Annotated in this window: 17 protein-coding genes; 9 read left to right on the plus strand and 8 right to left on the minus strand. The window is 53.4% G+C overall.

Annotation, left to right across the window (positions count from 1 at the left end):
- Positions 1-22: 22 nt before the first annotated feature.
- The gene (locus PU683_RS17915; protein ID WP_277173866.1) at positions 23-850 is read right to left on the minus strand and encodes an ABC transporter ATP-binding protein; all 828 of its coding nucleotides are present in this window, start codon (positions 848-850) and stop codon (positions 23-25) included.
- Between the two features lie 438 nt (positions 851-1,288).
- Between PU683_RS17915 and PU683_RS17920 the strand changes: the two genes are divergently transcribed.
- The 6 genes from PU683_RS17920 to PU683_RS17945 all read left to right on the plus strand — a co-directional run bounded on the left by PU683_RS17920 (position 1,289) and on the right by PU683_RS17945 (position 8,855).
- Positions 1,289-3,436, plus strand: coding sequence for a TonB-dependent siderophore receptor (locus PU683_RS17920; RefSeq protein ID WP_277173867.1), 2,148 nt, complete (start codon positions 1,289-1,291; stop codon positions 3,434-3,436).
- A 452-nt stretch (positions 3,437-3,888) separates the two neighbouring features.
- Positions 3,889-4,761 carry a carbohydrate ABC transporter permease gene (locus tag PU683_RS17925; RefSeq protein WP_277173868.1) on the plus strand — a complete coding sequence of 291 codons (873 nt, stop codon included), beginning with the start codon at positions 3,889-3,891 and terminating at the stop codon, positions 4,759-4,761.
- Positions 4,751-5,638, plus strand: a complete 888-nt coding sequence (locus PU683_RS17930; RefSeq protein WP_277173869.1) for a carbohydrate ABC transporter permease — start codon at positions 4,751-4,753, stop codon at positions 5,636-5,638. Before PU683_RS17925 ends, PU683_RS17930 begins: the two co-directional genes overlap by 11 nt.
- Positions 5,639-5,649: 11 nt before the next feature.
- Positions 5,650-6,474, plus strand: coding sequence for a phosphodiesterase (locus PU683_RS17935; RefSeq protein ID WP_277173870.1), 825 nt, complete (start codon positions 5,650-5,652; stop codon positions 6,472-6,474).
- A gap of 4 nt (positions 6,475-6,478) precedes the next feature.
- Positions 6,479-7,552 carry an ABC transporter ATP-binding protein gene (locus PU683_RS17940; protein ID WP_277173871.1) on the plus strand — a complete coding sequence of 358 codons (1,074 nt, stop codon included), beginning with the start codon at positions 6,479-6,481 and terminating at the stop codon, positions 7,550-7,552.
- Positions 7,545-8,855 (plus strand): ABC transporter substrate-binding protein, encoded by a 1,311-nt coding sequence (locus PU683_RS17945; protein WP_277173872.1) that lies wholly within the window; start codon positions 7,545-7,547, stop codon positions 8,853-8,855. Before PU683_RS17940 ends, PU683_RS17945 begins: the two co-directional genes overlap by 8 nt.
- Before the next feature lie 54 nt (positions 8,856-8,909).
- Here PU683_RS17945 and PU683_RS17950 read toward each other — a convergent pair whose 3' ends face one another.
- Positions 8,910-9,302 carry a hypothetical protein gene (locus PU683_RS17950; protein ID WP_277173873.1) on the minus strand — a complete coding sequence of 131 codons (393 nt, stop codon included), beginning with the start codon at positions 9,300-9,302 and terminating at the stop codon, positions 8,910-8,912.
- Between the two features lie 121 nt (positions 9,303-9,423).
- Entirely contained in the window at positions 9,424-10,461 is a 1,038-nt protein-coding gene (locus PU683_RS17955) for a hypothetical protein (RefSeq protein ID WP_277173874.1), read from the minus strand.
- A gap of 147 nt (positions 10,462-10,608) precedes the next feature.
- Here PU683_RS17955 and PU683_RS17960 point away from each other — a divergent pair, with 147 nt between their 5' ends.
- On the plus strand, positions 10,609-11,340 hold the full coding sequence (locus PU683_RS17960; RefSeq protein WP_277173875.1) for a hypothetical protein: 732 nt from the start codon (positions 10,609-10,611) through the stop codon (positions 11,338-11,340).
- Entirely contained in the window at positions 11,340-11,972 is a 633-nt protein-coding gene (locus PU683_RS17965) for a hypothetical protein (protein WP_277173877.1), read from the plus strand. The genes PU683_RS17960 and PU683_RS17965 overlap by 1 nt, the downstream gene beginning before the upstream one ends.
- Here PU683_RS17965 and PU683_RS17970 read toward each other — a convergent pair.
- Both PU683_RS17970 and PU683_RS17975 read right to left on the minus strand, forming a co-directional pair.
- Positions 11,929-13,059, minus strand: a complete 1,131-nt coding sequence (locus PU683_RS17970) for an MFS transporter (RefSeq protein ID WP_277173878.1) — start codon at positions 13,057-13,059, stop codon at positions 11,929-11,931. The two genes, PU683_RS17965 and PU683_RS17970, sit on opposite strands and share 44 nt — an antisense overlap.
- A complete protein-coding gene (locus PU683_RS17975; RefSeq protein ID WP_277174326.1) occupies positions 13,056-13,577 on the minus strand; it encodes a TetR/AcrR family transcriptional regulator in 522 nt (173 codons plus the stop codon). Before PU683_RS17975 ends, PU683_RS17970 begins: the two co-directional genes overlap by 4 nt.
- 286 nt (positions 13,578-13,863) lie before the next feature.
- Here PU683_RS17975 and PU683_RS17980 point away from each other — a divergent pair, with 286 nt between their 5' ends.
- The gene (locus tag PU683_RS17980; RefSeq protein WP_277173879.1) at positions 13,864-23,148 is read left to right on the plus strand and encodes a hypothetical protein; all 9,285 of its coding nucleotides are present in this window, start codon (positions 13,864-13,866) and stop codon (positions 23,146-23,148) included.
- On the opposite strand, the gene PU683_RS17985 is transcribed toward PU683_RS17980, so the two are convergent.
- The 3 genes from PU683_RS17985 to PU683_RS17995 all read right to left on the minus strand — a co-directional run bounded on the left by PU683_RS17985 (position 23,149) and on the right by PU683_RS17995 (position 25,848).
- Positions 23,149-23,556 (minus strand): putative T6SS immunity periplasmic lipoprotein, encoded by a 408-nt coding sequence (locus PU683_RS17985; protein WP_277173880.1) that lies wholly within the window; start codon positions 23,554-23,556, stop codon positions 23,149-23,151.
- A 2-nt stretch (positions 23,557-23,558) separates the two neighbouring features.
- The gene (locus PU683_RS17990) at positions 23,559-24,098 is read right to left on the minus strand and encodes a type IV secretion protein Rhs (RefSeq protein WP_277174327.1); all 540 of its coding nucleotides are present in this window, start codon (positions 24,096-24,098) and stop codon (positions 23,559-23,561) included.
- Between the two features lie 211 nt (positions 24,099-24,309).
- Positions 24,310-25,848: a methyl-accepting chemotaxis protein gene (locus tag PU683_RS17995; RefSeq protein ID WP_277173881.1), complete on the minus strand. Its 1,539-nt coding sequence runs from the start codon at positions 25,846-25,848 to the stop codon at positions 24,310-24,312.
- Positions 25,849-25,995: the final 147 nt, after the last annotated feature.

Genomic DNA, 25,995 nt, shown 5'->3' on the forward strand with positions numbered 1-25,995 from the left:
ACGCGGGCGGATTGACGAACACTCATGCGCCGCTACCGCCCGGTTTGCGAAAGGGTATAAAGAAAGGCTTGCCGGTCAAAGGGTTAACCGACATCTGCACATCGACATCGAACACGCGTTTAATCAGCTCCGGCGTGCAGGCCTCGCCTTCGTTGATCACCCCCTGCAATCGCCCCTGTTTGAGAAAGATCAGCGTGTCGGCGTAGTTCACCGCGAAGTTAAGATCGTGCAGCACCACAATCACTGTGCGTCCATGATCGCGGGTTAAGGTATGCAGCAGTTCGAGGATCTCTACCTGGTAGCGAAGATCGAGGAAGGTGGTCGGCTCATCAAGCAGGATCACCGGCGTTTGCTGCGCCAGCGCCATCGCAATCCAGCAGCGTTGCCGCTGGCCGCCGGAAAGGCTGTCCACGGGTTGATGGGCAAACCCGGCGGTGCCGGTCATTTCCAGCGCCTGCTGTACCGCATTTTCATCCTCGTGTGACCACTGGCGCATAAAGCTCTGCCAGGGGAAACGCCCGCGCGCGACCAGTTCGAACACCGTCAGCCCCTCCGGCACGACTGGCGACTGTGGCAGCATTCCCAACTGGCGGGAAACGGCTTTTGTCGGCTGATGGTGAATCGCTTTGCCATCCAGCAGCACGCTGCCGCCGAGCGGTTTCAGCATGCGGGCAATGGTGCCAAGCAGCGTGGATTTACCGGAGCCGTTTGCTCCCACCAGCACACTCATTTTGCCAGGCGGGATGGTCAGGCTGATCTCATCGACAATCAGCTGTTTGTGATAGCCCGCCGAGAGACGGTCGAGCACGATACTCTGCCCGCTGTCGGGTTGTTCCACATGTTGTGGCATGTTGACTCCTGCGCCGCAACAGCGTGGCTACCCGCGCGTGCGTTAGCATTCAAATAAAAATAAATCTCATTCTCTTTAAAAATTTTGCAGTTTGCCGCTGTAGTAGTCAAGTATCCTAATCCGCTAACGCACTTACCCGCCCTGGCGAAGAGCAGGCGCTTATTTGCAAAACTCACTCAACCATTAAATTATTTATTTTTAATAAGTTAATTAACTAAATCCGCCGCGCAATCTGCACGTTGATCACTGCGCTTTTGCTGTAGTGAATCTCTCCTGTTTGTCGTTTACTACTACATAACTCCATGATTGAATGATTATCAATTACAAATCCGAAGCCGCACACTACGGTTAACGGATAGCGCTTTACCTACCAGTAATAATCATAAAAAACGTTCACGCCTGCCGGTAACGCAGGCACTCTTCGGGAAAAGAGAAGACATGGCAGATTTAACGGGTTGTTATTCCGGGCAAAAAGGGCGCACGCGCCTCTCTGCGCTCATTTTAAGCGCGCTCGTTTCACCGCTTACGCACGCAGCAGACAACAAAGAGGGCGACACCTTGACGGTGGTGGCGGATGCGGCTTCCACCACTAAACAGGCGACCTCTGGCTATCAGCCGCTCAACTCCTCCACCGCCACGCTGACCTCCATGCCGCTGCTGGATATTCCGCAAGTGGTGAATACCGTCAGCGACCAGGTGCTGGAAGATCAACACGCCACTACGCTTGATGAAGCGCTCTATAACGTCAGCAACGTTGTGCAGACGAATACGCTCGGCGGCACGCAGGATGCGTTTGTTCGCCGTGGTTTTGGTGCTAACCGCGACGGCTCGGTGATGACCAACGGCCTGCGCACCGTGGTACCGCGCAGTTTTAACGCCGATGTCTCAAGGGTGGAAGTGCTGAAAGGCCCGGCCTCAACGCTGTATGGCATTCTCGATCCTGGCGGGCTTATCAACGTGGTGACCAAACGCCCGCAAACCACTTTTGGCGGCTCCCTCTCCGCCACCTCCAGCAGCTTTGGCGGCGGCACCGGCGAGTTTGACGTTACCGGCCCGATTGCGGGCACGCGGCTGGCCTGGCGCCTGATTGGCGAGTACCAGAACGAAGATTACTGGCGTAATTTCGGCAAGCAGAAAAGCACGTTTATCGCCCCCTCACTGAGCTGGTTTGGCGACAATGCCACCATCAATGTGCTCTACTCCCATCGCGATTATCAGATGCCATTCGATCGCGGCACGATCTTCGATCTTGCCAGCAAACAGCCGGTCAATGTCGATCGAAAAACCCGTTTTGATGAGCCATTTAATATCACTGATGGTGAATCTGATATCGCGCAGCTAAACGCCGAATATCGCTTTAACAGCCAGTGGACCGGAAAGCTGGAGTATGGTTTCAGCCAGGATAAATACAGCGATAACCAGTCGCGGGTGATGGCCTATAACGCCGCCACCGGCGGGCTGACGCGTCGGGTGGACGCCACGCAGGGATCGACCCAGCGCATGCACACCACGCGCGCCGATCTGCAGGGCAATGTGACGCTCGGTGGTTTTTATAACGAGATCCTAACCGGCGTCGCGTATGAAAATTACGATCTGCTGCGCACCGATATGATCCGCTGTAAAAATATCAAAGATTTCAATATCTACAACCCGAGCTACGGCGGTGCCAGCAAGTGCACAACGGTCTCAGCATCGGACAGCGATCAGACCATCAAACAAGAGAGTTACTCGGCGTATGCGCAGGATGCGCTCTATCTGACGGACAACTGGATCGCCGTCGCCGGGATGCGCTATCAGTATTACACCCAGTATGCGGGCAAAGGGCGTCCGTTTAAGGTCAATACCGACAGCAGTGATGAACAGTGGACGCCGAAATTTGGCCTCGTCTATAAAGTTACGCCCTCGATCTCGCTGTTCGGTAACGTGGCGAAAGCCTTTATGCCGCAGTCGTCGATTGCCAGCTATATCGGCGACCTGCCGCCAGAAACGTCGACCTCCTATGAAGTGGGTGCCAAATTCGATCTGTTCGATGGCGTTACCGCTAATATTACGGCGTTTGACATCCACAAGCGCAACGTACTGTATAACGAGATCGTCGGCGATGAGACGGTGGCAAAAACCGCCGGGCGTGTACGCTCCCGCGGCGTCGAAATGGATCTGGCAGGCGCGCTGACGTCGAATATGAACGTGATTGCCAGCTACAGCTACACCGCGGCGAAAGTGCTGGAAGATCCGGACTACGCCGGCAAACCGTTACCGAACGTGCCGCGTCACACCGGTTCGCTCTTCCTGACCTATGACATTCACAATCTCTTTGCGGGTAATACGTTGACCCTCGGCGGTGGCGGACACGGCGTCAGCCGCCGCTCGGCCACCAACGGTGCGGATTATTACCTGCCGGGCTATGTCGTCGCGGACGCCTTTGCCGCTTACAAAATGCAGCTGCGCTACCCGGTTACGTTGCAGCTGAACCTGAAAAACCTGTTTGATAAGACCTATTACACCTCTTCAATGGGCACCAATAATCTGGGTAATCAGATTGGCGATCCGCGTGAAGTGCAGTTCACGGTGAAGATGGATTTTTAAGGTTTAACCGCTCACTCTTCTGCATTGCCCGATGGCGCTTACGCTTATCGGGCCTACAAAACCATCATCGCTGCGCTTATTGGGCCAGGGTGTGAGCACACGCTTTTCGTAGGCCGGGTAAGGCGCAGCCGCCACCCGGCATCTCCCATGCATTGCCCGATGGCGCTTACGCTTATCGGGCCTACAAAACCATCATCGCTGCGCTTATTGGGCCTGGGTGTAAGCACACGCCTTTCGTAGGCCGGGTAAGGCGCAGCCGCCACCCGGCATCTCCCATGCATTGCCCGATGGCGCTACGCTTATCGGGCCTACAACACCCTTCGCGCTGCGCTTCCCCGGCACCTTCCCCCATTCCTCCGGTTCATTAAACAGTCACCTGCACGCCATGCTTTTGCAGCATTGTTTTCACACAATGCCCGCTTTGAAAACGTGTGATGTTTCTTCAGGCAACTATGAAAAAGTACTGGCTTCCGTGGCTTATCCTCTCGCCGTCGCTGCTGTTTCTGGCGCTCTTCACCTACTTTCCCCTCCTGCGCTCGGTCTACGACAGCCTGTTTGATACGCGCATGGCGAGCGACAACCCGCCCTTTGTCGGGGCGGCTAACTTTACGCGCTTGCTGGAGGATGGCGTCTTCTGGCAATCGCTGCTCAATAACCTGCTCTATATCCTGCTGACGGTGATTCCGGGCGTCACGCTGGCGCTGCTGCTGGCCGTTGCGCTGTGGGAAAACCACCGCGTGAACCGCTGGCTGCGTACTGCTTTCTTCTTCCCGATGATTATTCCGATGGTGAGCGCCGCCGCCCTCTGGCTCTTTATCTTTATGCCTGGCCTCGGCATGCTCGATCACTATCTCGCCGCCCTTTTTGGCCCGATGAATAACAACTGGCTCGGTCGCAGCAACAGTGCGCTATTTGCGCTGGCGCTGATTGGCGTATGGAAATTCGCCGGCTACTACATGCTCTTTTTTCTCGCCGGCTTGCAGGCCATTCCCGCTTCCACGCGCGAAGCGGCGGTAATGGAAGGCGCCACGCCGACCCAGGTCTTCTTCAAAGTGACGCTGCCGCTGTTGCGCCCGACGCTGAGCTTTGTGCTCACCACGGCGCTGATCTACTCCGTAACGCAGATCGATCATGTTGCGGTGATGACCCACGGCGGGCCGGACAACGCCACCACCGTGCTGCTCTACTACATCCAGAATCTCGCCTGGGAGACGCACGATCTCGGCAAGGCATCGGCGGCCACCTTCCTGACGCTGGTCGGCCTGTTCATCTTTTCGCTGGTTAACCTGAAATTGCTGGAAAGAGGCGCACACTATGAGCGTTGAGATCTCACCTGCTCTCACCCCAGCGGCAGCCACTGCCCGCCCGCGCTGGCTGCGCCTGCGCCACTCCCGTTCGTTTACTCTGGCGCTACTGATGAGCTGCCTCGCACTGCTGTGGGTGAGCCCCTTTATCTGGATGGTTTCCTCTGCTTTTAGCGCTACCACGTTTGGTGAAGAGATGGCCTCGATCCTGCCGCGCTTCCCGCTGACGCTGGATAACTTCCGCGAGGCGTGGCAAAGCGCCGACTGGCTGAGCCTCTACAGCAACACGCTGATTTTCACCTTCGGCACCTTCTTCGTGCAGCTTTTTACTATTACAACCGCCGGGTATGTCTTCGCCTGCCATGAGTTTCGTGGCAAGCAGACGCTGTTCGTCCTCTTTCTGGTGCAGCTGATGATCATGCCGGTGGTCATGATGATCCCCAATATGCTGACGCTGAAAACCTTTGGCCTGCTCAACACCTTAACCGGCGTAATGATGCCCTACTTCACCTCGGCGTTTGGCGTGTTCCTGATGCGCCAGGCCTTTCTCGCCATTCCGAAAGAGATTGAAGAAGCGGCACTGATGGAGGGGTGTCGCTGGTGGCAGGTGCTGTTCCGCGTGATGTTACCGATGTCGTGGCCGTCACTGCTCGCCTTCGCCACCGTCAGCATTACTTACCACTGGAACGAGTATTTATGGCCGCTAATGATGCTCAACGATCCCGATAAACAGGTGCTGACGGTGGGTCTGGTGTCGTTTGCCATGGGCGCAGAGTCTGGCGGGCAGTGGGGGGTGATCAGCGCCGGGACACTGATGGTGTGCCTGCCGCTGATGGTCGCCTTTATCGCGTTTCAGAAACAGTTTCTCCGAAGCTTTGGCTTCTCCGGCATTAAATAAGGAGTGTAGTGATGTTTTTAGCGCAAATTTCCGACACCCACTTTCGCAGCCAGCATGAGAAGCTGTATGGGTTTATTGACGTCAATGCCGGTAACGCCGATGTGGTATGCCAGCTAAACGCCCTGCGCGAGCGCCCGGACGCGGTGGTCATCAGCGGCGACATCGTTAACTGCGGCCAGCCTGAGGAGTATCGCGTGGCGCGCCAGGTGCTCGGCAGCCTCGACTATCCGCTGTTTGTCATCCCCGGCAATCACGACGACAAAGCGCACTTTCTTGAGTATATGCACCCGCTCTGCCCGCAGCTGGGCAGCGATCCGCACAATATGCGTTACGCGATCGATCGCTTCACCACTCGCCTGCTGTTTATTGACACAAGCCTCGCCGGGGAGTCAAAAGGCTGGCTGACACCGGAGACGCTGAACTGGCTGGAAGCGCAGCTTATGCAAGTCAGAGATCGGCCTACTGCGCTCTTTATGCACCACCCGCCGCTGCCGCTCGGCAATGCGCAGATGGATCGTATTGCCTGTGAAAATGGTCATCTGTTATTAAATCTGGTTGAGCGTTTCCCGGCGCTGACGCGCATCTTCTGCGGCCATAACCATAGCCTGACCATGACCCAGTATCGCCAGGCGACGATTGCCACCATTCCTGCCACCGTGCATCAGGTGCCGTACTGCCACAAAGATACCCGCCCCTATTACGATATGTCGCCGCCCGCCTGCCTGATGCATCGCCAGATTGGCGAGCAGTGGGTCAGCTACCTGCATCCACTCTCTCACTACCCTGGCCCGTGGCTCTACAACCCGCAGATCAGCTGCCCGCTGGATGAGCGCTAAAACTATGTTAAGACTCAATCAGATAAGTAAAAGCTTCGATGGCAACGCGGCGCTGAGCGCGGTTTCGCTGGAGATAGCCGACGGCGAATTTGTGGTGCTGGTCGGGCCATCCGGCTGCGGCAAAAGCACGCTGCTGCGGCTGATCGCCGGATTAGAGAGCGTCAGTCGCGGAGAGATCTGGCTCGACAATCAGGAGATCACCTCTTTTTCGCCGCGCGATCGCAACTTTGCGATGATCTTCCAGAACTACGCCCTCTTCCCGCATCTGTCGGTGCGCGACAATATTACCTTTGGCATGAAGGTGCGTAACGAAGAGCGAGCAAGCTGGCAACCGCGGCTGGAACACGTAGCGCAGATGTTGCAGCTCGATACGCTGCTGGAGAGAAAACCGGCGAAGCTTTCTGGCGGCCAGCGTCAGCGCGTGGCGATGGCGCGCGCTATCGTGCGCAACCCGAAGCTCTTTTTGATGGATGAACCGCTCTCCAACCTCGATGCCCGCCTGCGCAGCGATGTGCGCGACAGCATCATGGCGATGCACCAGCAGTTACAGATAAGCACCATCTACGTGACTCACGATCAGACCGAAGCGATGTCGATGGCCGACCGCATCGTGGTGATGAATGGCGGGCATGTGCAGCAGGTGGGCCGCCCGGAAGAACTTTATGCGCACCCGACGAACCTCTTTGTCGCAGGGTTTATCGGCTCACCGGCGATGAACCTGCAACGGCTGCTCTGCGCCGGGGGCGACGTGCTACTGGGCGAGCAGCGCCTGCCGCTGCCGGTTCACGCCCGCCATCATGCTGAGGTGTGGCTCGGCATTCGCCCGGAACATATCACCGATACGCCAGCAGCAGGTCATCTGGTGCTGCCAGCGACCGTCATCCAGCGCGAACTGATGGGGGCGGATTACCAGCTGTATCTCTCCACGCCTATCGGCAACCTGCGCTACATCCGCCGTCACCGGGGAGATGTTCCCAACAAAGGGGAGACACTCAGCGTCGGCTTTTCACCTTTTGATTGCCACCTTTTTGCTGCCGATACGCAGCGTAATTTAGCCCAGGAGAGAGACCATGCATAAGCTAATGCGAGCGCTTACTTACAGTATAACCCTTGCGATAAGCGCCACTGCGGCTGCGCAGGAGAAGATAGACTTTATGTTTCCGGCCCCGGTCGATGGCAAGCTGACGATGGAGATGACGCGCATCATCAACGCCTTCAACGACTCGCAAAAAGAGGTTGAGGTGCGCGGCATTTTTACCGGCAACTACGACACGACTAAGATGAAAGCCGAGTCTGCGCAGAAGGCGGGCCAGCCGCCTGCGCTGGTGATCATGTCCGCCAACTTCACCACCGATCTGGCACTGAAAGATGAAATTCTGCCGATGGATGAGCTGTTCAAATATGGCGATAAAAAAGCGGGCGATTTCCTGCAAAGCGCCTTCTGGCCTGCGATGCATAAGAATGCGCAGGTGATGGGTGTCACCTATGCTATTCCGTTCCACAACTCAACGCCGATCCTCTACTACAACAAAACACTCTTTGACCAGGCGGGCATTACACAGCCGCCACAAGACTGGAAAACGCTGCTGGAGGACGCGAAAAAATTGACGGACCAGAGCAAAGGTCAATGGGGCATTATGCTGCCCTCCACCAATGACGATTACGGCGGCTGGATCTTCTCTTCACTGGTGCGCGCCAACGGTGGCAACTACTTCAATGAAAACTTCCCGGGCGAAGTCTATTACAACGCGCCGACCACCATTGGCGCGCTGCGCTTCTGGCAGGATCTGATCTACAAAGAGAAAGTGATGCCTTCCGGCGTGCTGAACTCAAAACAGATCAGCGCCGCCTTCTTCTCCGGCAAGGTCGGGATGACGATGCTGAGCACCGGCGCGCTCGGTTTTATGCGCGAGAACAGCAAAGGTTTTGAACTGGGCGTGGCGATGATGCCTGCTCAGCTTCAGCGCGCGGTACCGATTGGCGGTGCCAGCCTGGTGAGCTTTAAAGGCATTTCAGACGCGCAGAAAAAAGCGGCTTATACCTTTATGACCTACCTCATCAGCCCCGAGGTGAACGGCGCATGGAGCCGCTTTACCGGCTACTTCTCGCCGCTGAAAGCGACCTACGACACGCCGGAGATGAAAGCCTATCTCAAGCAGGATCCGCGCGCGGCGATTGCACTGGAGCAGCTACAGTATGCGCACCCGTGGTACTCCACTTACGAAACCGTCGCCGTACGCAAAGCGATGGAGAACCAGCTCGCCGCGGTGGTAAACGATGAGAAAGTGACGCCGGAAGCGGCGGCGGCTGCGGCACAAAAAGAGGCGGATACGCTGATGAAGCCCTACGTCGATAAAACGGCGTTGCAGGCGGTGAAATAGGGATTTTCCAGGCCCGCAGGGAAGCGGGACTTTTTCAGTAAGCACTCACTAACGTTAAAGTATCAGGCTTAGCGTCGCCTGGCGGCTTTGCGCGTCGTAAGAGAGTGAAAAGGTCTCTGCGGCGGTGCCATCGGGTTTTCGCCACTCTTCTGCGCGGGTGATCGGGTGTGGATCGCGTTCATAACCGAGGCTTTTCAGGTAGTGCCGCAGCGCCTCGACGCTCTCTTTGCTGGCATTATCAAAAATAATGCTGTTGGTTGAGGGATAACCGTCACCATTATGAAACTCAAAATGATGGTCCGAAGAGATACGCGGCGCTTGCGCAATCGCCTTTTCGGTCAACAGGTTGTAATCCCACACATTGCGCTCGGTGTAGACCGTGGTTTCCCCCAGCCCGGAGAGCATCAGCCAGAGCAGAAAAAAGAGCACCAGAGCGAGTGAAACCACAAACAGGCTGCCGCACTTCACTATGCGCAAAAGGATTGCCGTGGGTGCGTGGGGCTTTCGCATCATTATCTTTTTATCCTGCGCATCGTTGCACCGTCATTTAACGCTTTGATCTTTATAGCTACTCTTCGCGCGCCATAATCTTCCCGATAAAGGCATCAAGCTGATGGTGCTGCAGGTAGGTTTTCACCTGACGCTCCCAGCCAGAGCCATCGCCGAGCACCGCGCGGCTGTGGGTCGGGGCGTAGAGATAACGCGTATCGTAGAGGTTAATCAGCGACTGGTTCATCGCATCAATATTGGCCGGCGTTTTCTTGCCCTTCTCTTGCTGGATAGCCAGCGAACGCAGCACTTTTTGCCGCGCCTCTTCATCAGGCGTCCAGGATTGCTCGCTCAGTTCGCTCAACACCAGAAACTGCGGCTGATACTCTTCCGCCAGCGCGGCCTGCAACCGGTCGTGCCCGTCGAGGATGACGAACGAGGCAAGCCCGGCGATATACCACACCAGAATCGGCGGCAGTGCGTTTTCGCGGCACTTCTTGCGCCACCACTTTACGCGCCCGGACTCTGCATCCACCGCGTAGCGGCTCAGCAGCAGATGACCGCCCCACCACCAGTCAACCCACTTCACCTTTTCCGGGTTTTGCAGATCGGGAAAATCTTCACTGTAGAGCGACCAGTTCACGCCGATATAGCTGCTGTGATCGGGCGTCTCAAAACGCCACTTCTCGCGCGGCACTTTGCGGTTGCACACATAGGGCGCCTGTGGCTTTGCCGCTAACATCGGGCGCAGCAGCCAGCGGCGCGCTGGCAATAGCGGAACGGGCGCTTCCATCAATTGACGGGCAAAGTAGCGGCACCAGTGGCTGATCCAGTTCTCTTCACCGGCCCGTTTGGCGCTCTCCACGTCTGCCGAGTTGATGGCAGGCAGCAGCAGATCCTGGCCGGGGTGGCCGGCGTTAAACACCAGCCAGACGCCGGAGTGATCGTTGAGCATCGTTGCCCAGAAGAGCGGTTCGCCGTTGACCTGTAGCGCCATGCGCCCATTGTTGCCGCTCTGCATCTCCATCGCCTGCCCGCTGCCTTCGCGCACCACCAGCTCCAGCCCCTGCCAGCGATCCTGCCGATCGTGCAGATCTTTCCACCAGTACTCACTCATCCTCTTCTCCTCGCAACCACACCCGCAAAGTGTAAGGCAAAGTTGCCGCCGGGATAACTACCAGAATCGCTTTACCCGGTAATAACATTAAAGGAACAGGGGCTTTCTGCCGTTACTACTTATCCTTACTTTGTGAAAGGAACCACAATGTTACACGCCATTTTGCACGGCAAAGCCCGGCGCGTGGATGTCAGCGATAAGGCCTCGCAAAGCTGGCGGTCGGTATTTCAACATTATGAAGATCTTCTGACTGCCGCATTCTGGGGGCGAATAAGTTACCTCTCCCAGCACGCCTTGCAGGCTTTACTCTCCTCGCTGCTCGCAACCGATATTTGCGAATGGGGGAAATTTGAATCCCTCACCTTCTGGCCCAAATACCCCTTTCCTGACGAACTGGATAGCGCTGTCGCGCCGTGGATCAATGAAAAGGATAAGTATGCCGAGCCCGATGTTGTCCTGACTTTCGAACACGCCACGCTGATTGTAGAAGTCAAACCCCCTGCGGGCGGTCAGCAGTATCAGCAGCAGTGGTGTAAAGAGATTTATGCCTGGAAAAATAGCGAGGAAGCTCAGCAGGCGCTGCATTTCCTGGCTATTGGCAACCTGCCAAAAGAGGCTGCCTTCCTGTTTGCGGGGCTGCAAACACTCTTCCCAGAAGTGAAATTCTATGGTGCAGAGTGGCGCGAGGTGAGAGCTAAAATGGAACACCCCGCCAGCGCCTGGCCGACAGAGCAGGATCAGCGCATCATCGCCGATTGCCTGCGCGCCCTTGAGTTATATGGCGTTCGCGCGCCGTTGTTGCCGTGGCAGCCCTTTCTTACTTTTCTTCATGATGCCGGCCTCCCGGCTGACTTCCCCTTTTTACAAGGAAAACCCTGATGTCCGATCCCTTTAGCGTCGTTCGCCAGGCGCACCGGATTTGTGCGGCCTACTATCAGCAGATCCTGCCGCTCATCAATGAAACCGCCTCTCACCTCGGGGCAACGTTTTTTCGCCGCGATCACTGGAGCTTCACTCCGCCGCCGCAGCGCAACAGCAACCCTTTTACCTGCTGGGAGTGGGACTTTCTGCCACTGATGGATGTCTCCTTCGCTTTTGGTCGCCAGCAGACCGCCACCCGCAAAATGGGGAGCGAGGATTTCGTACTTGATTTCCGCCTGATTACTGACAGCGCCCTTGCCTGGGAGCAGCGCAACGACCAGTACGGCAAAAATGAAAACCCGCTCGCCAGCGCGTTAAAAACACCGCCAGATAAATCAGAGAGCTTTCTGGCGGTGTTTCTTTTCGCCAGTGGCAAAAAAGGGAACTACGATTCGCCTTACACGCTGTGGAACAGCTATAGCGGTTATCCAAAAACTGACGGTACGGTCACGCTTGCTGAACGTGAACCGATCAAAGCGATCGGCTTCAGGATCGATCTCTATGAACTGACGAGCGAAGGTAGCACCGATATGCTTGTTGAGCGCATCAACGCCCATCTTGCGATACTGCGGGCGGATAAAACAGCATGAGGCCCGCCAGCAGTGTAAAAGCGATCAGCGCCGGTGCCGCGCCGATCTGTGCGTAAAGCACGCCAAAAAGCATCGATCCGGCAACCTGCCCGGCGGCAAGCATAAAAAAGACCACGCCAACCCCGGAGGCGGCTCTCTGCGGCGTGGCCTGCGCGCCGCCGACCAGCAGCACGCCGGAGAGCGTAATATACCCGGCTCCACAGAGCGCCACCGCGGGGAAGAGCCAGCCGCTGAAATCATGGCTGAAGGCGATCAGCACCAGCGGTGCGGCCATAAACAGCAGCGACAGACGGTAAACGTGGCGCATACCGATGAGGCGCGCAAGCGGCCCGGTCAGCACGCCGAGCATCCCCGCTGCGCCGCACACCAGCCACAGCAGGCTGATCAGCGTATCTGCCACCTTCGCATGCTGGCGCAGCACTTCGGGGCCAAAGCTCCACCACGCTGCGCTCGCCATACCGCTGATACAGGCAATAATCGCCAGTTGTAGCACCTTGCGATTAAACAGGTTCGTATTACCAGACAACTCAACCTGCACCGCCGCGCCCGACGGCAGATAACGCCACACCGGCAGCAAGGTCAGTAGCGCAATTGCTGCGAACAGCACGCAGGCGTAGCGCCAGGGCAGAATAAGCAGCAGCGGCACAGAGAGGATAATTCCTGCGCCAGTGCCGGCATTGATGATGGTATTAACCTGCGTCTGGCGCTGCGCGGGAATGGCCTGGCTGACGGCCGCTGCCAGTGAGGGTGAAGCGAGCCCGGCGCTAAAACCGGCAATCAATAACCCTGCTGCCAGCAGTAACGGAGAAGAGGCAACGGCAAGCAGCAGCAGGCCCGCCGCTGCGCAAAGAGCAGAGATAACCCCCGCAAGCCTTGCACCGTAACGCGCGCAAAGCCGTGATGCCAGCGCAACCGACAGGCAATACGCCAGGAAACTGCAGGCGGAAAGCACGCCCGCCAGACGCGGACTGAATGGGATCGCCTGCGAGACCGCGGGCAGCATCAATCCCCATGAGAAACGCGCCAGCCCGTACGAGACGGCAATCAACAAGAAGCCGGTGACGGCGAGCGAAAGGGAATGTTTCATGGCGTCTCCTGGCGTGCCGTAAGCAGTGCTGCCGCGTCCCCGGCTCGTCTGGCGGCCTGCGCACCGATGATGAGCGCCGACGTTATTGCGCCCTCAAACAGCATCCATATCGCATCTGCCAGCGCAGGGTTATGCACGCAACCAGCGATGTAAGCGCGCAGTTGATAGCGGAAATCGAGCGCCAGCGCCGAGAGGCGCACGCTCTCCTGCGCATACTCACCCCAGGCTTTCAAAAAGAAGCAGCCGCCGGTACCGTAGGCCTCCATCCAGTCGCCGAGTACGGTAAATAGCGTAGGGATGGCATGCGGATCGCCAGGCTCGCGCAGATCGGCAAAAAACCGCTGCTGCCGCGCCTGCATTACCGCCTCGGTAAGCTGCTCGCGTGATGGAAAATGGCGATAGAGTGTACGCGTGGAGACGCCCGCTTCGCGACAGATGCAGTCAGTGCTGGTGGCGTGAAAGCCGTTGTCATAGAAGAGTCGCTCGGCGGCCTCAATGATATCTTTTCGTTTTTGCATCATTTAAAAGTAAACCGATCGTTTTACTTACGCAAAAAAAATAGTACAAAAATTTCAGAAAGCTTATTTCTTATGACCTTAAAGCGATGTTGACGATCGCCAGCCTTTACCGCTTCGATATAAAGCGGGTGAAATATCCTAAAAGAAAAGCTTTGCGTTGAAGCACTTCCCCCTTTTGCTAATTATTAGAAATTGCCTTCGCAGTTAACATTTTTCACAGCCTGCTGTTATTCAACATCAGCGCCTTTAATCGTTAAGTCCGAGAGATTATTATCAGGGGGTGACTATGTCCGACTATGATACGCTTCCCAGAAACCTTCCTGACACAATAACTGAACTGACCGATACGGTGAATCCGGAACTGCCGGAAGGTTTTTATGCTTCACCATTAACAAATGATGATTCAGCGCTTGCCGGAGATATTTATTACCTTTTCCCTGATGATATCCTGGAAAATAAAAGCCACTCACCGGACAACTCAGCAAAAAATAACCACCATCCGAACGAAAATAAAAAAGAAGGCGTGCGTGAGTTTATTCAGGACGCGCTGAATAAAAAATTGCCCGAACTTATCGAATATCATGAGAAGGGTTACAACCTTGTCAGGCTGGATAATAACGCCCTGCGTCAGCTCCGGGATACTCTGCAGAAAGATGCCCGCCGCATCCCCGAATCGCTGCTTAAACCCGCCCGCCGGTTTACTGATACCCTTGATGCCGTGACCGACTCTGACGGCACGCCCGCTCCTGAGCTGCTGCAGGCACTGCCCGTGGTGAATGCCCTTATCCGGCAACTGAACGCTGCGCTGGACGATCTCAGCGCCACCCGCAGAGTCAGCACGCTGAACTGGGAGGAGGAGGTTGAACAGACGGCGCGCGAACAGCGCGGGCAGCTGGTCACGCGCGCGGCTGAGAGACTGTTCCCGCAGCAGGGCCAGGCCGCAGAGCGCGAGGGCAGCCGCCAGAAACTCGAGGCTCTCCTGTTCGCACAAAGTCATGCGCTCAGTGCGGAGTATAAAAAATTCAGTCTGTTAAAAGCCTCGCTGGCTGCGGAAAGCCGGATAACCCGCCAGCGGCTGGCGGCCCGTCTGCAGACCCGGGCGCAGACGCTGCTTGAAGGCGCGCGGGAGGCACGCCGCGCAGCCCTGGATATGCTGCTCACGGAACCGGGTGCCGGGCAGATGAACACCGAACAGCTCATGCACTGGAGCCAGGGGTATCAGTTATATGCCCGGTACCTCCGGGCGGTGGATACCCCCCCCGACGGGGGCGCCCTCAGGGGGAATCCGCTGATTGCCGCCGTAAACAGGGCGGCCCGTCAGGGCACATCGCCGCGCGCCAGGCTTGCCGGCAGCATGGTACCGCTGGCTGATGCACTTGGCTCGGTTGCCGTTCACCTGCTGCAGGAAAAAGAGCGGACGGAGCCTGCGCCAGCGGCTCCTCAGCCTGTGCAGGAGGCGGGTTTAACGGGCAGGATCAAAAACGTTGTCTGGGACAGGGGGCGTAAAAAAGGGCGTGCGGTGCGGGCAGCCTCCGTCTGGCTGGCACACTCTGCCGGGGGCGCAGTCAGCCGCACAGCCTTCCGCACAACGCATACCCTGCAACGGACGCCGCTCCTCAGCGAAGGCACCCGCCAGGCCATTAACAACACGGCACTGCTTCTGCTTGATGAAATACAGCAGGCAGAGCGGCGAATCAGGCACCTGCCGGGCTATGCGTGGGTCCGCCAGGAAGCGGTACAGCAGCAGCAAAACGTCAGCCGGAAAATCACCGATCCCCGTGAATCAGCGTTAATGGATGAACTGGTTTCCCGGCGGCTTGCCGCAGAGAGCGACCACTGGCAGCAGATGGCGGAGAGTGCCGCAGGCCAGATAGAGACCCTGCTCTCTCCCCTCACCCGGCTCGCGGACACGGCCAGGTTTAACGAATTTTATTTTGCGCTGAGTGATACGCTGCGGGCACACCCGGCACCGGGAAGCGCGGAGGCGATCGCGCAGATGGATGAGACAGTGATCCAGGCCCTTGAGCAACTGGCGGGGATCGGGCGGCAGCTTGACGCCTCCGCCGTCCGGCTGAGCGGACACGGGCATGAAGGCGGAAAAGCACTGCAGGAGAAAGCCGGTGAATGGCTGATGGCGCTGAAAACCCTGAAGAGCCAGGTCAAAACGCAGGCCATCCACCTCACCGGCCGGGCGCCGGATAACTTCTCCCGCAGCGGCATGCTGGCCCGCGGCATCGCGGAGTGGGCGCAGGCTCTGCGTGAGGCCTCTCTCGCGGGCCTGACGGGTGAGGCACGCACCCGCGCCAGCAGCCTCTTCGATACCGTGCTCACGGAGCTGCTCAGTGAGCACCGTCAGCACTTTGCAGACAAGAGCGATCCGCAGGCAGAAAGCCTGCTGAAACGGGTCGCCATGGCGTTAAAACATGCCGCGGAAGGGACGACGGTCTACCCGCCAACGGCAGAAGAGATCCTGGCCGGCACCCGCACTGTCTCTGCGGATGTGCAGCACTGGGCGGAGAAAAAGATCCTCTCCGGCGCACTGTCAGCGGCGATTTCAGGCGGCTTTAAACTGCTGACCGGGCCGGTTTCCCTGCCCGTACGCATCGCCCTGCGCAGCGCGAAAACCGGCTGGACGCTGAACAGGAACCTCAGGGCGATGAGCCGCGTGCGGCTGGGTGAAGGGCCGCCGGGCCGCAGTGCGCGGGATCGGCTTATCCATCAGGAGCTGTCCAAGCTGGCGTTCCGGCTGACGCTCTCATTATCCCCGGCCGGCGGTTATGGCGTGGCCGCCACTGTTGTCGGTGGCCGGATGATTAAGGGTAAAAAAACCTATGCCAGCGCGCTGACAAAAAAAGTGGTTGTCGACCTGCCGCAGGAAGCGCTGTGGTCCGGTCTCGCGTATGGCGGTTACGCCGGGGTCAACGCTGTGGTGCGGGCCAGCGCGGAGCGCGCGATGCAGGAAGCCTGGGAGCAGGTGGCTCGTGAACAGCGTGAGAGAATGCAGCAGCTGATGCAGCAATTAAGCATGGCGGATAGTGAAGAAGAAGAGAGTATTTCAACATCAGATGAATTCACAGGCGACACCGGAAGTGAATTAAGCGTCGAAACAGTTGACGAGGCCACCACTGAAGAGAGCGAGGTTGGTGAAGAGAAGGCGGCTGCAACAACCGCGGCAGAAGGTGAAACGTCTGCGGCCACAACAAATAAGAAAAAAGTGCCGATACTCTCCCGCAGCGGCCGGGTAAAAAGATTTGCGCCGGGCAGGGGTGCCTCCCGAACAGGCATAGCGGTGAACGCCTCGCCTGATAAGGGTGATAGCAAAATCCTCTCCTCTCAGATCTCCGACAGTTTAAAAGATATTGTTGAGAAACTGGCCTCTGGGCAAGGTTTCGTGAATTCCAGTTTCAAAGAGGGGCAAGAAGGCTCTGTTTATAGTTCGGGCAGCAACTTTTATATTTATATAAACGAAAAGTACTGGCCGATACATTTTAAAGACAATCAGAAAGGAGTCATCACTCTCAATCCTTATGCAAAAGAGGGAGAGCTAAAAATTGATGTTCACCTCAAGAACAATACCTGGATAGCAACTGCAAGCGAAAACACAAAGCACAATTACCCCGACCTCCCCACTAAGACAGAAAAAACAGCCTCACCGGCTGGATTATCTAATAGCACAGTATTACCGGAGCTTTATAAAAAGGTTAAAAGTTGGCCAACAACCAGCGCTTTTTATTATGACAATATGGTTGATGGCAATGAGGCTCAAATCTATACAGATAATAAAAACCATAAAAGTTATATTTATCTCAATGGCTTTTACTGGCCAATAATCATTACAGGGGATTCGACAGCTTCTATCTTATTGAACAACAGTGATCCACAGCAGAAAAGAATCATCAATATAAGGAGAATCAATCAACAATGGGGCTCAGAACCACTATTTAACACAAGCCCTATGCCTGTAAAAACTGTCGGCAAATTTAGTATTGAGGATTACATTAGCGCTTTTTTCAAGATTGACAACGCCGCAAAAGTCAAAGCCGATCAATTACAGAAATTAAGTAATAAATTATTTTTAGATAAATCCACCGGTCAGCACTATATACTAGTGAACGGCTATTACTGGCATGTCGTGTCTATTTTACTTCGTGATTCAGAAAAAATAGAAACCTGGAAAATAATTGAATCCGGCGGGCGTGAACATCTCAATATATATTATAACGAGGCTCTTTCGACATGGTCCCCATTAAAAACAACGGATGACAAGCATCCTACAGAAAATAATTCAACACCTAATTCATTATCGGCTGATTTAATAGGCGAGATGAAAAAATGGGATCCAGATTCTTCTGTGCGCCCCTTTAACTCAGGGCCAGGCTTAGAGGGAACTGTATATCAAGGCAAAACGGGTGAGCATTATATCTATCTGCAAAATCGTTACTGGCACTTCAGCTGGGTAAAACCTAATGTAGGTGGTGTCACAATCACTATAAATGGCGTTAGTAAATTTATTGTTCTTTTTAGGGAGGACAATGAATGGCACTACTTTGATGAAGAAATAGTAGCAGATTCGTTTGATATCGATACTCTTCTTAAAAGCATTGAGGATGCTACGCTTGATAGCGAAACGCGAGAAAAAGTAGAGTCAATATTATGGCGGGATAATTTCACGTCGCTGGATGATTTTCTACATAACTTACATAAAGCACTTGAGGATGGGTTTTACAGGCTCTATGAAAAGCCGGCCAGCGATGCTCTTATCAGTATTATTTCATTAAGTAATAAAATATCAGAACAGCAAAAATCAATAGCTTATTATGATCCGACCAAGGGTAGCGAACAAGAAGATCTGAGCTGGAATCAAAACTTACTCAATCTCTATCGTGAAGAGTTCTTAAGCGAGGAAGAAGAGAGCGCTTATTTATATGCCGCGCAACAAGCTAAAGTTGCGGTAAATGAGGCAAATATTAGGGTTGCCCAGCTGAGCACGGCGGCCATTGATAAGCAGATCAAAGAACAATACGACGCTATCTCTGCCCGTATGAAGGATATATCTTTCTGGCTTGATTTCCTTTTAGAGAGGCCGCTATCTGTTGATATCCCCATCGCCCAGGAGAATATAAACTCTCTCAAGTTAACAATTACTACCCATCAAACCAGAATTAATCAACTCAGCACGTTGAGGAAAAACATTCTCGATCGCAAAGCCGAATACCAGAAAGTCATCGACGACTATAATAAAAATTATCGCCTGATGAATATCAGCATCGATTTTGTGAAAAAAGCGCTTGCCAATAAGAAAAAAATCGCGGAAAGCGATGATAACGTAAGTATTGCCGAAGAGTTACTGATAGATTTCACTTTGCAAAAAATCGCTATCCGAAACTCCGCAACCGGTGCCTATACACAAGCCGAGCTCGATAAGTTAAAAACACTGAGCATTTCACAAACAATGATCGCACAACTCATCGAACGCCATACGCTGAGCCAGGAATTAATAGAAGCGATCCAGCAGTCGAAAATTAAGTTCCCACCCCTGAAGAAAAATTACCAGGATATAGAATGGAGCAATAACGAAGCAGAGAAAATATACAAAGAAAATTATCCAGACGATGAAAACTTAGAAGCAAATCAATTACTCGCCCCTCTACTTTACTGGTTATTAAAAAACAACAGTAACTATAGCCTCCTGAGGTCTACAGATATTGATGATGTTGTTAATCTTTATTATTCAGACGCCTATTCGTTGAACCCTCTTAAAAAAATCAATAAGATGCCAGAGGGATATACCCCATTGTCGCATATGTTAAGCAGTGAATACTTCAACTCTGATAGCGAGTATTATCAGCAATTCGCTACCTATAAGGAAAAATATAGCGATTACGAGGCCAGTGAGAACACCAAAGATTTTCTTCTCTCTTCCGATCTCTCTTTAAATGAGATCACCGCTAAAGTTAAAAAGCGCTTCTACTTTAACGTGCTTCAATCAACAGATGTTCATGATAAACACGATGGCGGAATGTTATTTGTTGAACTTGAGGATGGTCGCTGGATTTTCTTCTCTCTTTTCCCTGACGCTCTTTTTAGCCGGGTATTCTCTCATGATGAGATGATGGCGAATATCTGGTTAAAAACCATAGCCACTCTTACGCCGGAGCAAACGCACTATCACGGTATTGAGTCCGTTTTCCTGGAGTCGTTTTTCCTGAAAAATTTTGATCCCAAAAACAAGAATGTGTTAGCCGGTAAGTATCACAAAATTGAGACAAGGAAAAAGAAAGAGTTTGAAGATTTCATCGAAAACACCTTATACAAAAGTAGCGATGACATTACTTATAGCAACCCTTTTAAAGATCGCGCATATTATGGGCTAACCTATGATTTTTCAATTAACGCTGAGCAACCACAAGAAACGTTATTAGAAACTCTGAATAAAGCTTTTCATGATGTACTGCTACGCTCCGCTACAAATCGCAAAGCGGCGCTATATCAGTCGACGGTACTGCAAAAAATTGCGGATATTGTCATTCCTTTTTATGCTGAGATCCGTGGAGCAATAGATGACCCAGAATCCAAGGTTGATACCACATCAATTATGCTTGATGTCGTGGGTATTTGCTTTGTTGCTTCCCAGGCGGGCACTAAAGCTGCATCACTGCTTAAAAATGCAAAAGGGATGGGTAAGATCATTAGTGAAGGGAGAAAAATTGGCCTGGCTGGCAGAGGCCTACAAAAATATGTGATAAAACAGATGGCAAAACAAGGACTTATTAATGCATCCGGTCTGGCAAAAATTAGCGCTAATGCACTGATTGATCTGGTTTCCCCTGTTAGCCTGGGCGATTTAAAAAAAATCTCTCTCCCTAAAAGCAGACTTACCTCTGGCCTTGGCAATATATTCAGCACTGATTTCCAGATAGTATCAAAAGGCAGAAGCATCCCTGATAAATATATAACCACAAATATTTCCCTTGACGATTTATCAAAGACTCATGTACACGGCGTTGACGTTTATACCTCTACAGCAGACGATACAGTAGACAGGAAGTATTTTATTAAATCTGAAGGGAATCTCTATCAGGTACGCTGGGATGATTATGCACATACATGGCGAACCGTTGACCCCAACAATTCCGGACGTTTGAGCTATGGTGAGCCGGTTATCTTTGAAGATGGCAATTGGGTAATAAATAAAAATTATGGGGGGTTACGTGGCGGAGCAATAAAATACCCAACAGTTACCATGGGTGAGCAACCGATGAGAGAAGGATTAGAAAAGGGAAAGGTAACTGAAAATCTTATCAGCACTCCACATGTTGATGCCGTGGCCTATCTTGAGGAGATAAAAAATACCGGCGGATTAAGTGACGCAATATTATCCCCGTCTGAAAAATGTGAACTTGTCCTTCCGGCCATGGCTAATTTCCTGAAAAAAAAGGGTTTTGATGACATTCGACTTCGGGGGATGGCCTTTTTTGTTAACGGCATGGATATGGGAGCAATGAATCATTACCTGGTTATTGGCACCAAAGAAGGTAGAGATTACGCTTTTGACATTACTGCTGGACAGTTTTATGAACAATATGAAGAGTTAAGTGGCCCAATCATTATGCCAGAGGAAAAGTGGGCGCAAAAATACGCCAACATTACCTCCGAAAGGAAGCTCATAAAATATGCTGACTATCCACTGGATCAACTAAATAAGGTAAAAATAGATTACGGCTCTTTTAGCCCCTATCTCGTGCGGGGGCCGAATAGCCAGTTGCCCAATGCATTCGTCCTCAAGCGCCCTGGCTGGTATTTTCCTAAAAAAAGTGTCGATAATGTGGCTGACATTGCCAACACCAACAAAAAAATGGCCTTCGGGAACAGTGAGCGGGCCAATCCTGTACGCGCGGCTGCCAGGCGTAGCAGGCTGACAAACCAAACGCCTGACACCAGTTGGGAGTATGCGGTCACACTCCTTGAAAATGCCGAACTCATGAGTAGAGGCCCGGCCACAACGTTACGCACCGGCATACGTCAGGCAACAAAATATCAACGAACCAGCGCCTCCTCTGCTGGCAACGTGGATGACCTCTTTGCAAGTAGCAAAGCCATTAATAGCTATGAAAACCTGCTTAACGTAAAGCAGGGCGAAATCGTGATGTTTATGGAAGTTGATCCTAATTTTCCGGCTAAAGGACCGCGCCCAATCCATGTCATGGTGAGCCTCGGTAATGGCCGCTTCGCCGGCGTGAAAAATAACGTGCTCGATAGCAGCCTCAGTGATGGCAAACAAATATTAACCGCAGAACAGCTCGGCGAGTTCGTGAATGGAACCTTCAGGCGTAGGGGAAATGCGCAGTTGCCGGACCTGCAGATTATTGCTGGCGAACCCAAAAATTTCCTGCGCCCTGAATCTCCCTCGTTGAAATCCCTTGCCGAAAATCTTCCAGGATTGCCGGATGACGTTGATCTTGCCGCTAAAAGCACTGAACTGCTGAAACAGGCCGGAGAGCTGGCGACGGAACAGGCCGCGGCGCTACAAGAGTCGTTAGGGGCATTGCTGAACGCCGCGAAAGGGGGATCGACGATTACCGCAACGGCTGAGAGCCTGTTCACGACGGCGGTACAGGTGACGGACCGCGCTGCCTTGCAGACGATGGAGAAAGGCAAGCTGGTGGTATTCGCTAATACCTCCTCTCCCTCGTTCGCTATACATCACCTGATGTACAGCCTCGGTAATGGTGACTTTATGATGGTCAACCCCCATCTTCTTGATAAGCGCCTGGTCAGTCAAAATGGCATTATCAACGCCAGCCAATTTCCTGATGAGTTATTTACTAAGTACGGCGTCTTGTCCGGAGATATTTCTCTTAGCAGGCTACGTACAGCCTCCCTCCTTGGGCGCGATGCCTCCTTTTTTGTAGATGGCCCGATATTGACGGTCAGGCTGCATGGCGCGCCGGGTATTGCTAACTATATGGATGCTTATGAACTCTCAGAAGTGATTAAAGGGCTCGGCCTGCGTGAGTCACCGCCCATCAAGTTAGGTCAAATTCGTGAGATAAAACTTGAGTCTTGCTTTGGCGCCTTCGGTTTCTTACCCACCGGTAAAGCCCTCGCACATATTTTGGGTAAAAAGGTGACGGCTTATCCGTTAGCATTCAGCAATGCGTTGCGCGACTCCCGGAATCTATTCAGGCGTGCAAAGGTTTATATGCCGTCAGATTTATCTACAATACAAGTAGAAAAAATGGTCAAACAACAAAGCCTTAACCATAATTTTTGGACAAAACTCCTGCAGCTACGACAAAAAACGGTGGCCAGAAGGGTGCGTCGTAGTACCGTTCTTTTTGACAATACGCTGGAAGATATTGCAAAACTGGCGAGTGGCGACACGACGCTTGAGCAGTTCCTGGAGGATTATCCTGAATACAAAACCGGGCTAAGCGTGACTGAGAGCGACTTCAAAGCTTATCTCAGCGCAAGTACTCCTGATGATGAAAGCTTTGCCATGCGGTGCTGGGATATTTTGATGCTCAGCACCTATACCGTGAACCTGGTGGATAAATATCTGGAAGGCTAGTCAGGGGTTGAGTTCGGTGATCGAAGAAGGTTGCCCTGCGCTGTCGGTGGAAAGGGTGAATTGGGCGGTAATTAGGTAAGCATCGCCTTTCACAGGGACAACGTTCCAGTAAAACGCATATTTTTCCCCTGCCCTGAATGCAGTGCTAAACATGGGCAGGCACTCATCTGGCGCGATATAGCGAGGCTTGTCTGGAAAGAGTTCAAAACGCTTTCCTTCGCCAGTACTGAAGATCTCAACCGAGACCATCTGTTCGCCGGGTTTCATGATGGAAAGTGCGCAAACTTCATGTTGTTTCAAAACGACCCGAGTTGGCGTTTGTTGTGTCATTTTGTCAGAAAAACCGATACAGCCAGGTAACACACACACTGCCATCAATAGCACACTTGTTCTTATTGTTCTTATCATCCTTACCTTCTGCCTGTAATAATTTCTCGATACAGTGTCGGGATATCACGAATATCATCGTTTCCACAATATCGTCCTGGCTGATTCTGGGTCTGAAACAACTGCCAAATATCAACACCATGAATAAGAAGCAACCAATAATCCGCCAGAATAGAGGCCTGTTGCTCAAGGGAGTAATCTGTAAGCTTCTCTTTATCGAGCCGGTAGAAATAATTTGCTGCCCAGCTAAAGAGACCTCGGGTGCGTACCCACCGCCCTCGCTGATGCTGCCAGACGTGCCCTAACTCATGTATAAAGATGTGTTTTTCCTGCAATGTTGCAGAAGGCAAGGAAAAGTCATCTTTATAACGCCCCGCTCTAAACCAAATCTCCCCATTAGGCGCCATCACATAATCCGGATGCTGCAGCCCAAACGGGAAGTAGCTGTCGCAGTGGATCCAGACGCGGCTATACACAATCGCATCGCCGTAAAATTGGCGCGCCATGGCAATTTCACCGAGCGTCATCAGACGCAATGTTCCCTCTTTACGTCCTGTAGTCATCATTTATTCCCTCTCACCAATAACAGCGCAGCATTATCAATAAATCGCTACACCGCGGCTTAGAGGTAATAAACAGGAAACGAGAATTCAGATTATTTTTTATATGGATGCGTTAGGTGAATGATTAAATTACCGCCCTACTTTGATTGCCAAAAAAATAAAAAAGCCAGCCACATAACATGGCTGGCCTCGCATTGACGATATTGCCCGATTAGCTGAGCTTAAACACCGCCACTGCCTCTTCCAGCAGCTGAGACTGCTCTTTCAGCGAGTAGGCTGCGGCAGAGGCTTCTTCTACCAGCGCGGCGTTCTGCTGGGTAACAGTATCCATCTGCGCCACCGCGAGGTTGATCTGATCGATCCCGCGGCTCTGCTCGCCGGTAGAGAGCGCAATTTCCGACATCAGTTCAGAGACCTGCTTCACCGAGTTGATAATGCGCTGCATGCTCTCGCCCGCGCTGGTAACGCGATCGCTGCCCACCAGCACCTGACGACCAGAGAGCTCAATAAGCTCCTTGATCTCTTTCGCCGCCACGGAGGAGCGCTGCGCAAGGTTACGTACTTCGGTGGCCACCACCGCAAAACCGCGCCCCTGCTCACCTGCGCGCGCCGCTTCCACGGCAGCGTTAAGTGCCAGGATGTTGGTCTGGAAGGCAATGTCTTCAATAATGCCAATAATGGTGCCGATCTTGCCTGAGCTGGTTTCGATCTCCTTCATCGACACCACCGCTTCTTCAACAATTGCGTTCCCCTCCTGCGCCGCGCTGCGCATATTCCCGGCCAGGCTGTTGGCCTGCTGGGTGTTTTCCGAGGTGTGCTTCACGGTAGAGGTCAGCTCTTCCATGCTGGCGGCGGTCTGCCCCAGCGAAGCGGCCTGCTCTTCGGTACGGGCCGACAGATCGGTGTTACCCGCGGCAATCTCTTCTGCAGCGTAAGCTACGCTCTGGCTGGAGTTGCGTACCTGAGAGATAATCTGCACCAGCGAGAGACGCATCTGCTCCAGCGCGCTCATCATGCCGCCAATCTCATCTTTCGAGTTGGAAACCACCGGCAGATTTAGCTCGCCCGCCGCCATTTTCTGACAGTGCAGACGGGCGGCATCCAGCGGCGAGAGTACTCGACGACGCAGCAGAATGAAGATCCCCACAATGATCAGCGTAAACAGCAGCGCAAAGAGGCCGATGGTCATCATGCTGTTCACGAAGCGGCTCTGCGCCTCATTGTTGAGTTGCTGGGCATACTTCTCACGGAACGCCAGCAGGTTATCAAGAGTGATCTCGAACTGGCGATCCAGCTGAGGAATGGTAGTGCTGACCAGTTGGTTGAAGCGCGCAGTGTCGTTGTTTTTTGCGGCATCCATCAACGGACGTAAACCGTTATCAACATAGTTCTGCCAGGCCTGGCGATAGGGCGTGGCAAGCGCATCTTCACCAGCAACGCGCGGCGCGGCGAGATAGTTATTAAACGCCGCCGAGGCTTTTTGCATCACCTCGTTGGCACTCTCAAGGGAGGCCTGCGTTTTCTGGCTGTCGCCCAGCGAGGCGTTAATCATCGCCTCCATCAGGCGTACGCGCAGGGTACGGCTATGGTTAATCGGATCGATGACCGACAGCACCACGCGGATCTCTTTGTTTACGTTATCCAGCGAGTCGTTACTGCGGGTAAGCGACCAGAGGTTCGACGCCGAGCTAACGAGGAAGATAGTGAGTAATAGACCAAAAACAAGTAATGAAAAACGCCTGACTGACATAGTGATCCCTTGAATGAGAGAGCGAGAGAGAGCATTTAGCAACGCGTGCATCACGCGTTGCCATTAGTGGCGTTATCGACCAAAGCGGAGCGGAATTTAGATTAAATAGCGATATTTACACTTTCATTTGAATGCCAGAGATGTTCC

The organism is Candidatus Kosakonia sp. 282A-S69 (assembly GCF_029433855.1).
In the GTDB taxonomy this organism is placed as follows: domain Bacteria; phylum Pseudomonadota; class Gammaproteobacteria; order Enterobacterales; family Enterobacteriaceae; genus Kosakonia; species Kosakonia cowanii_A.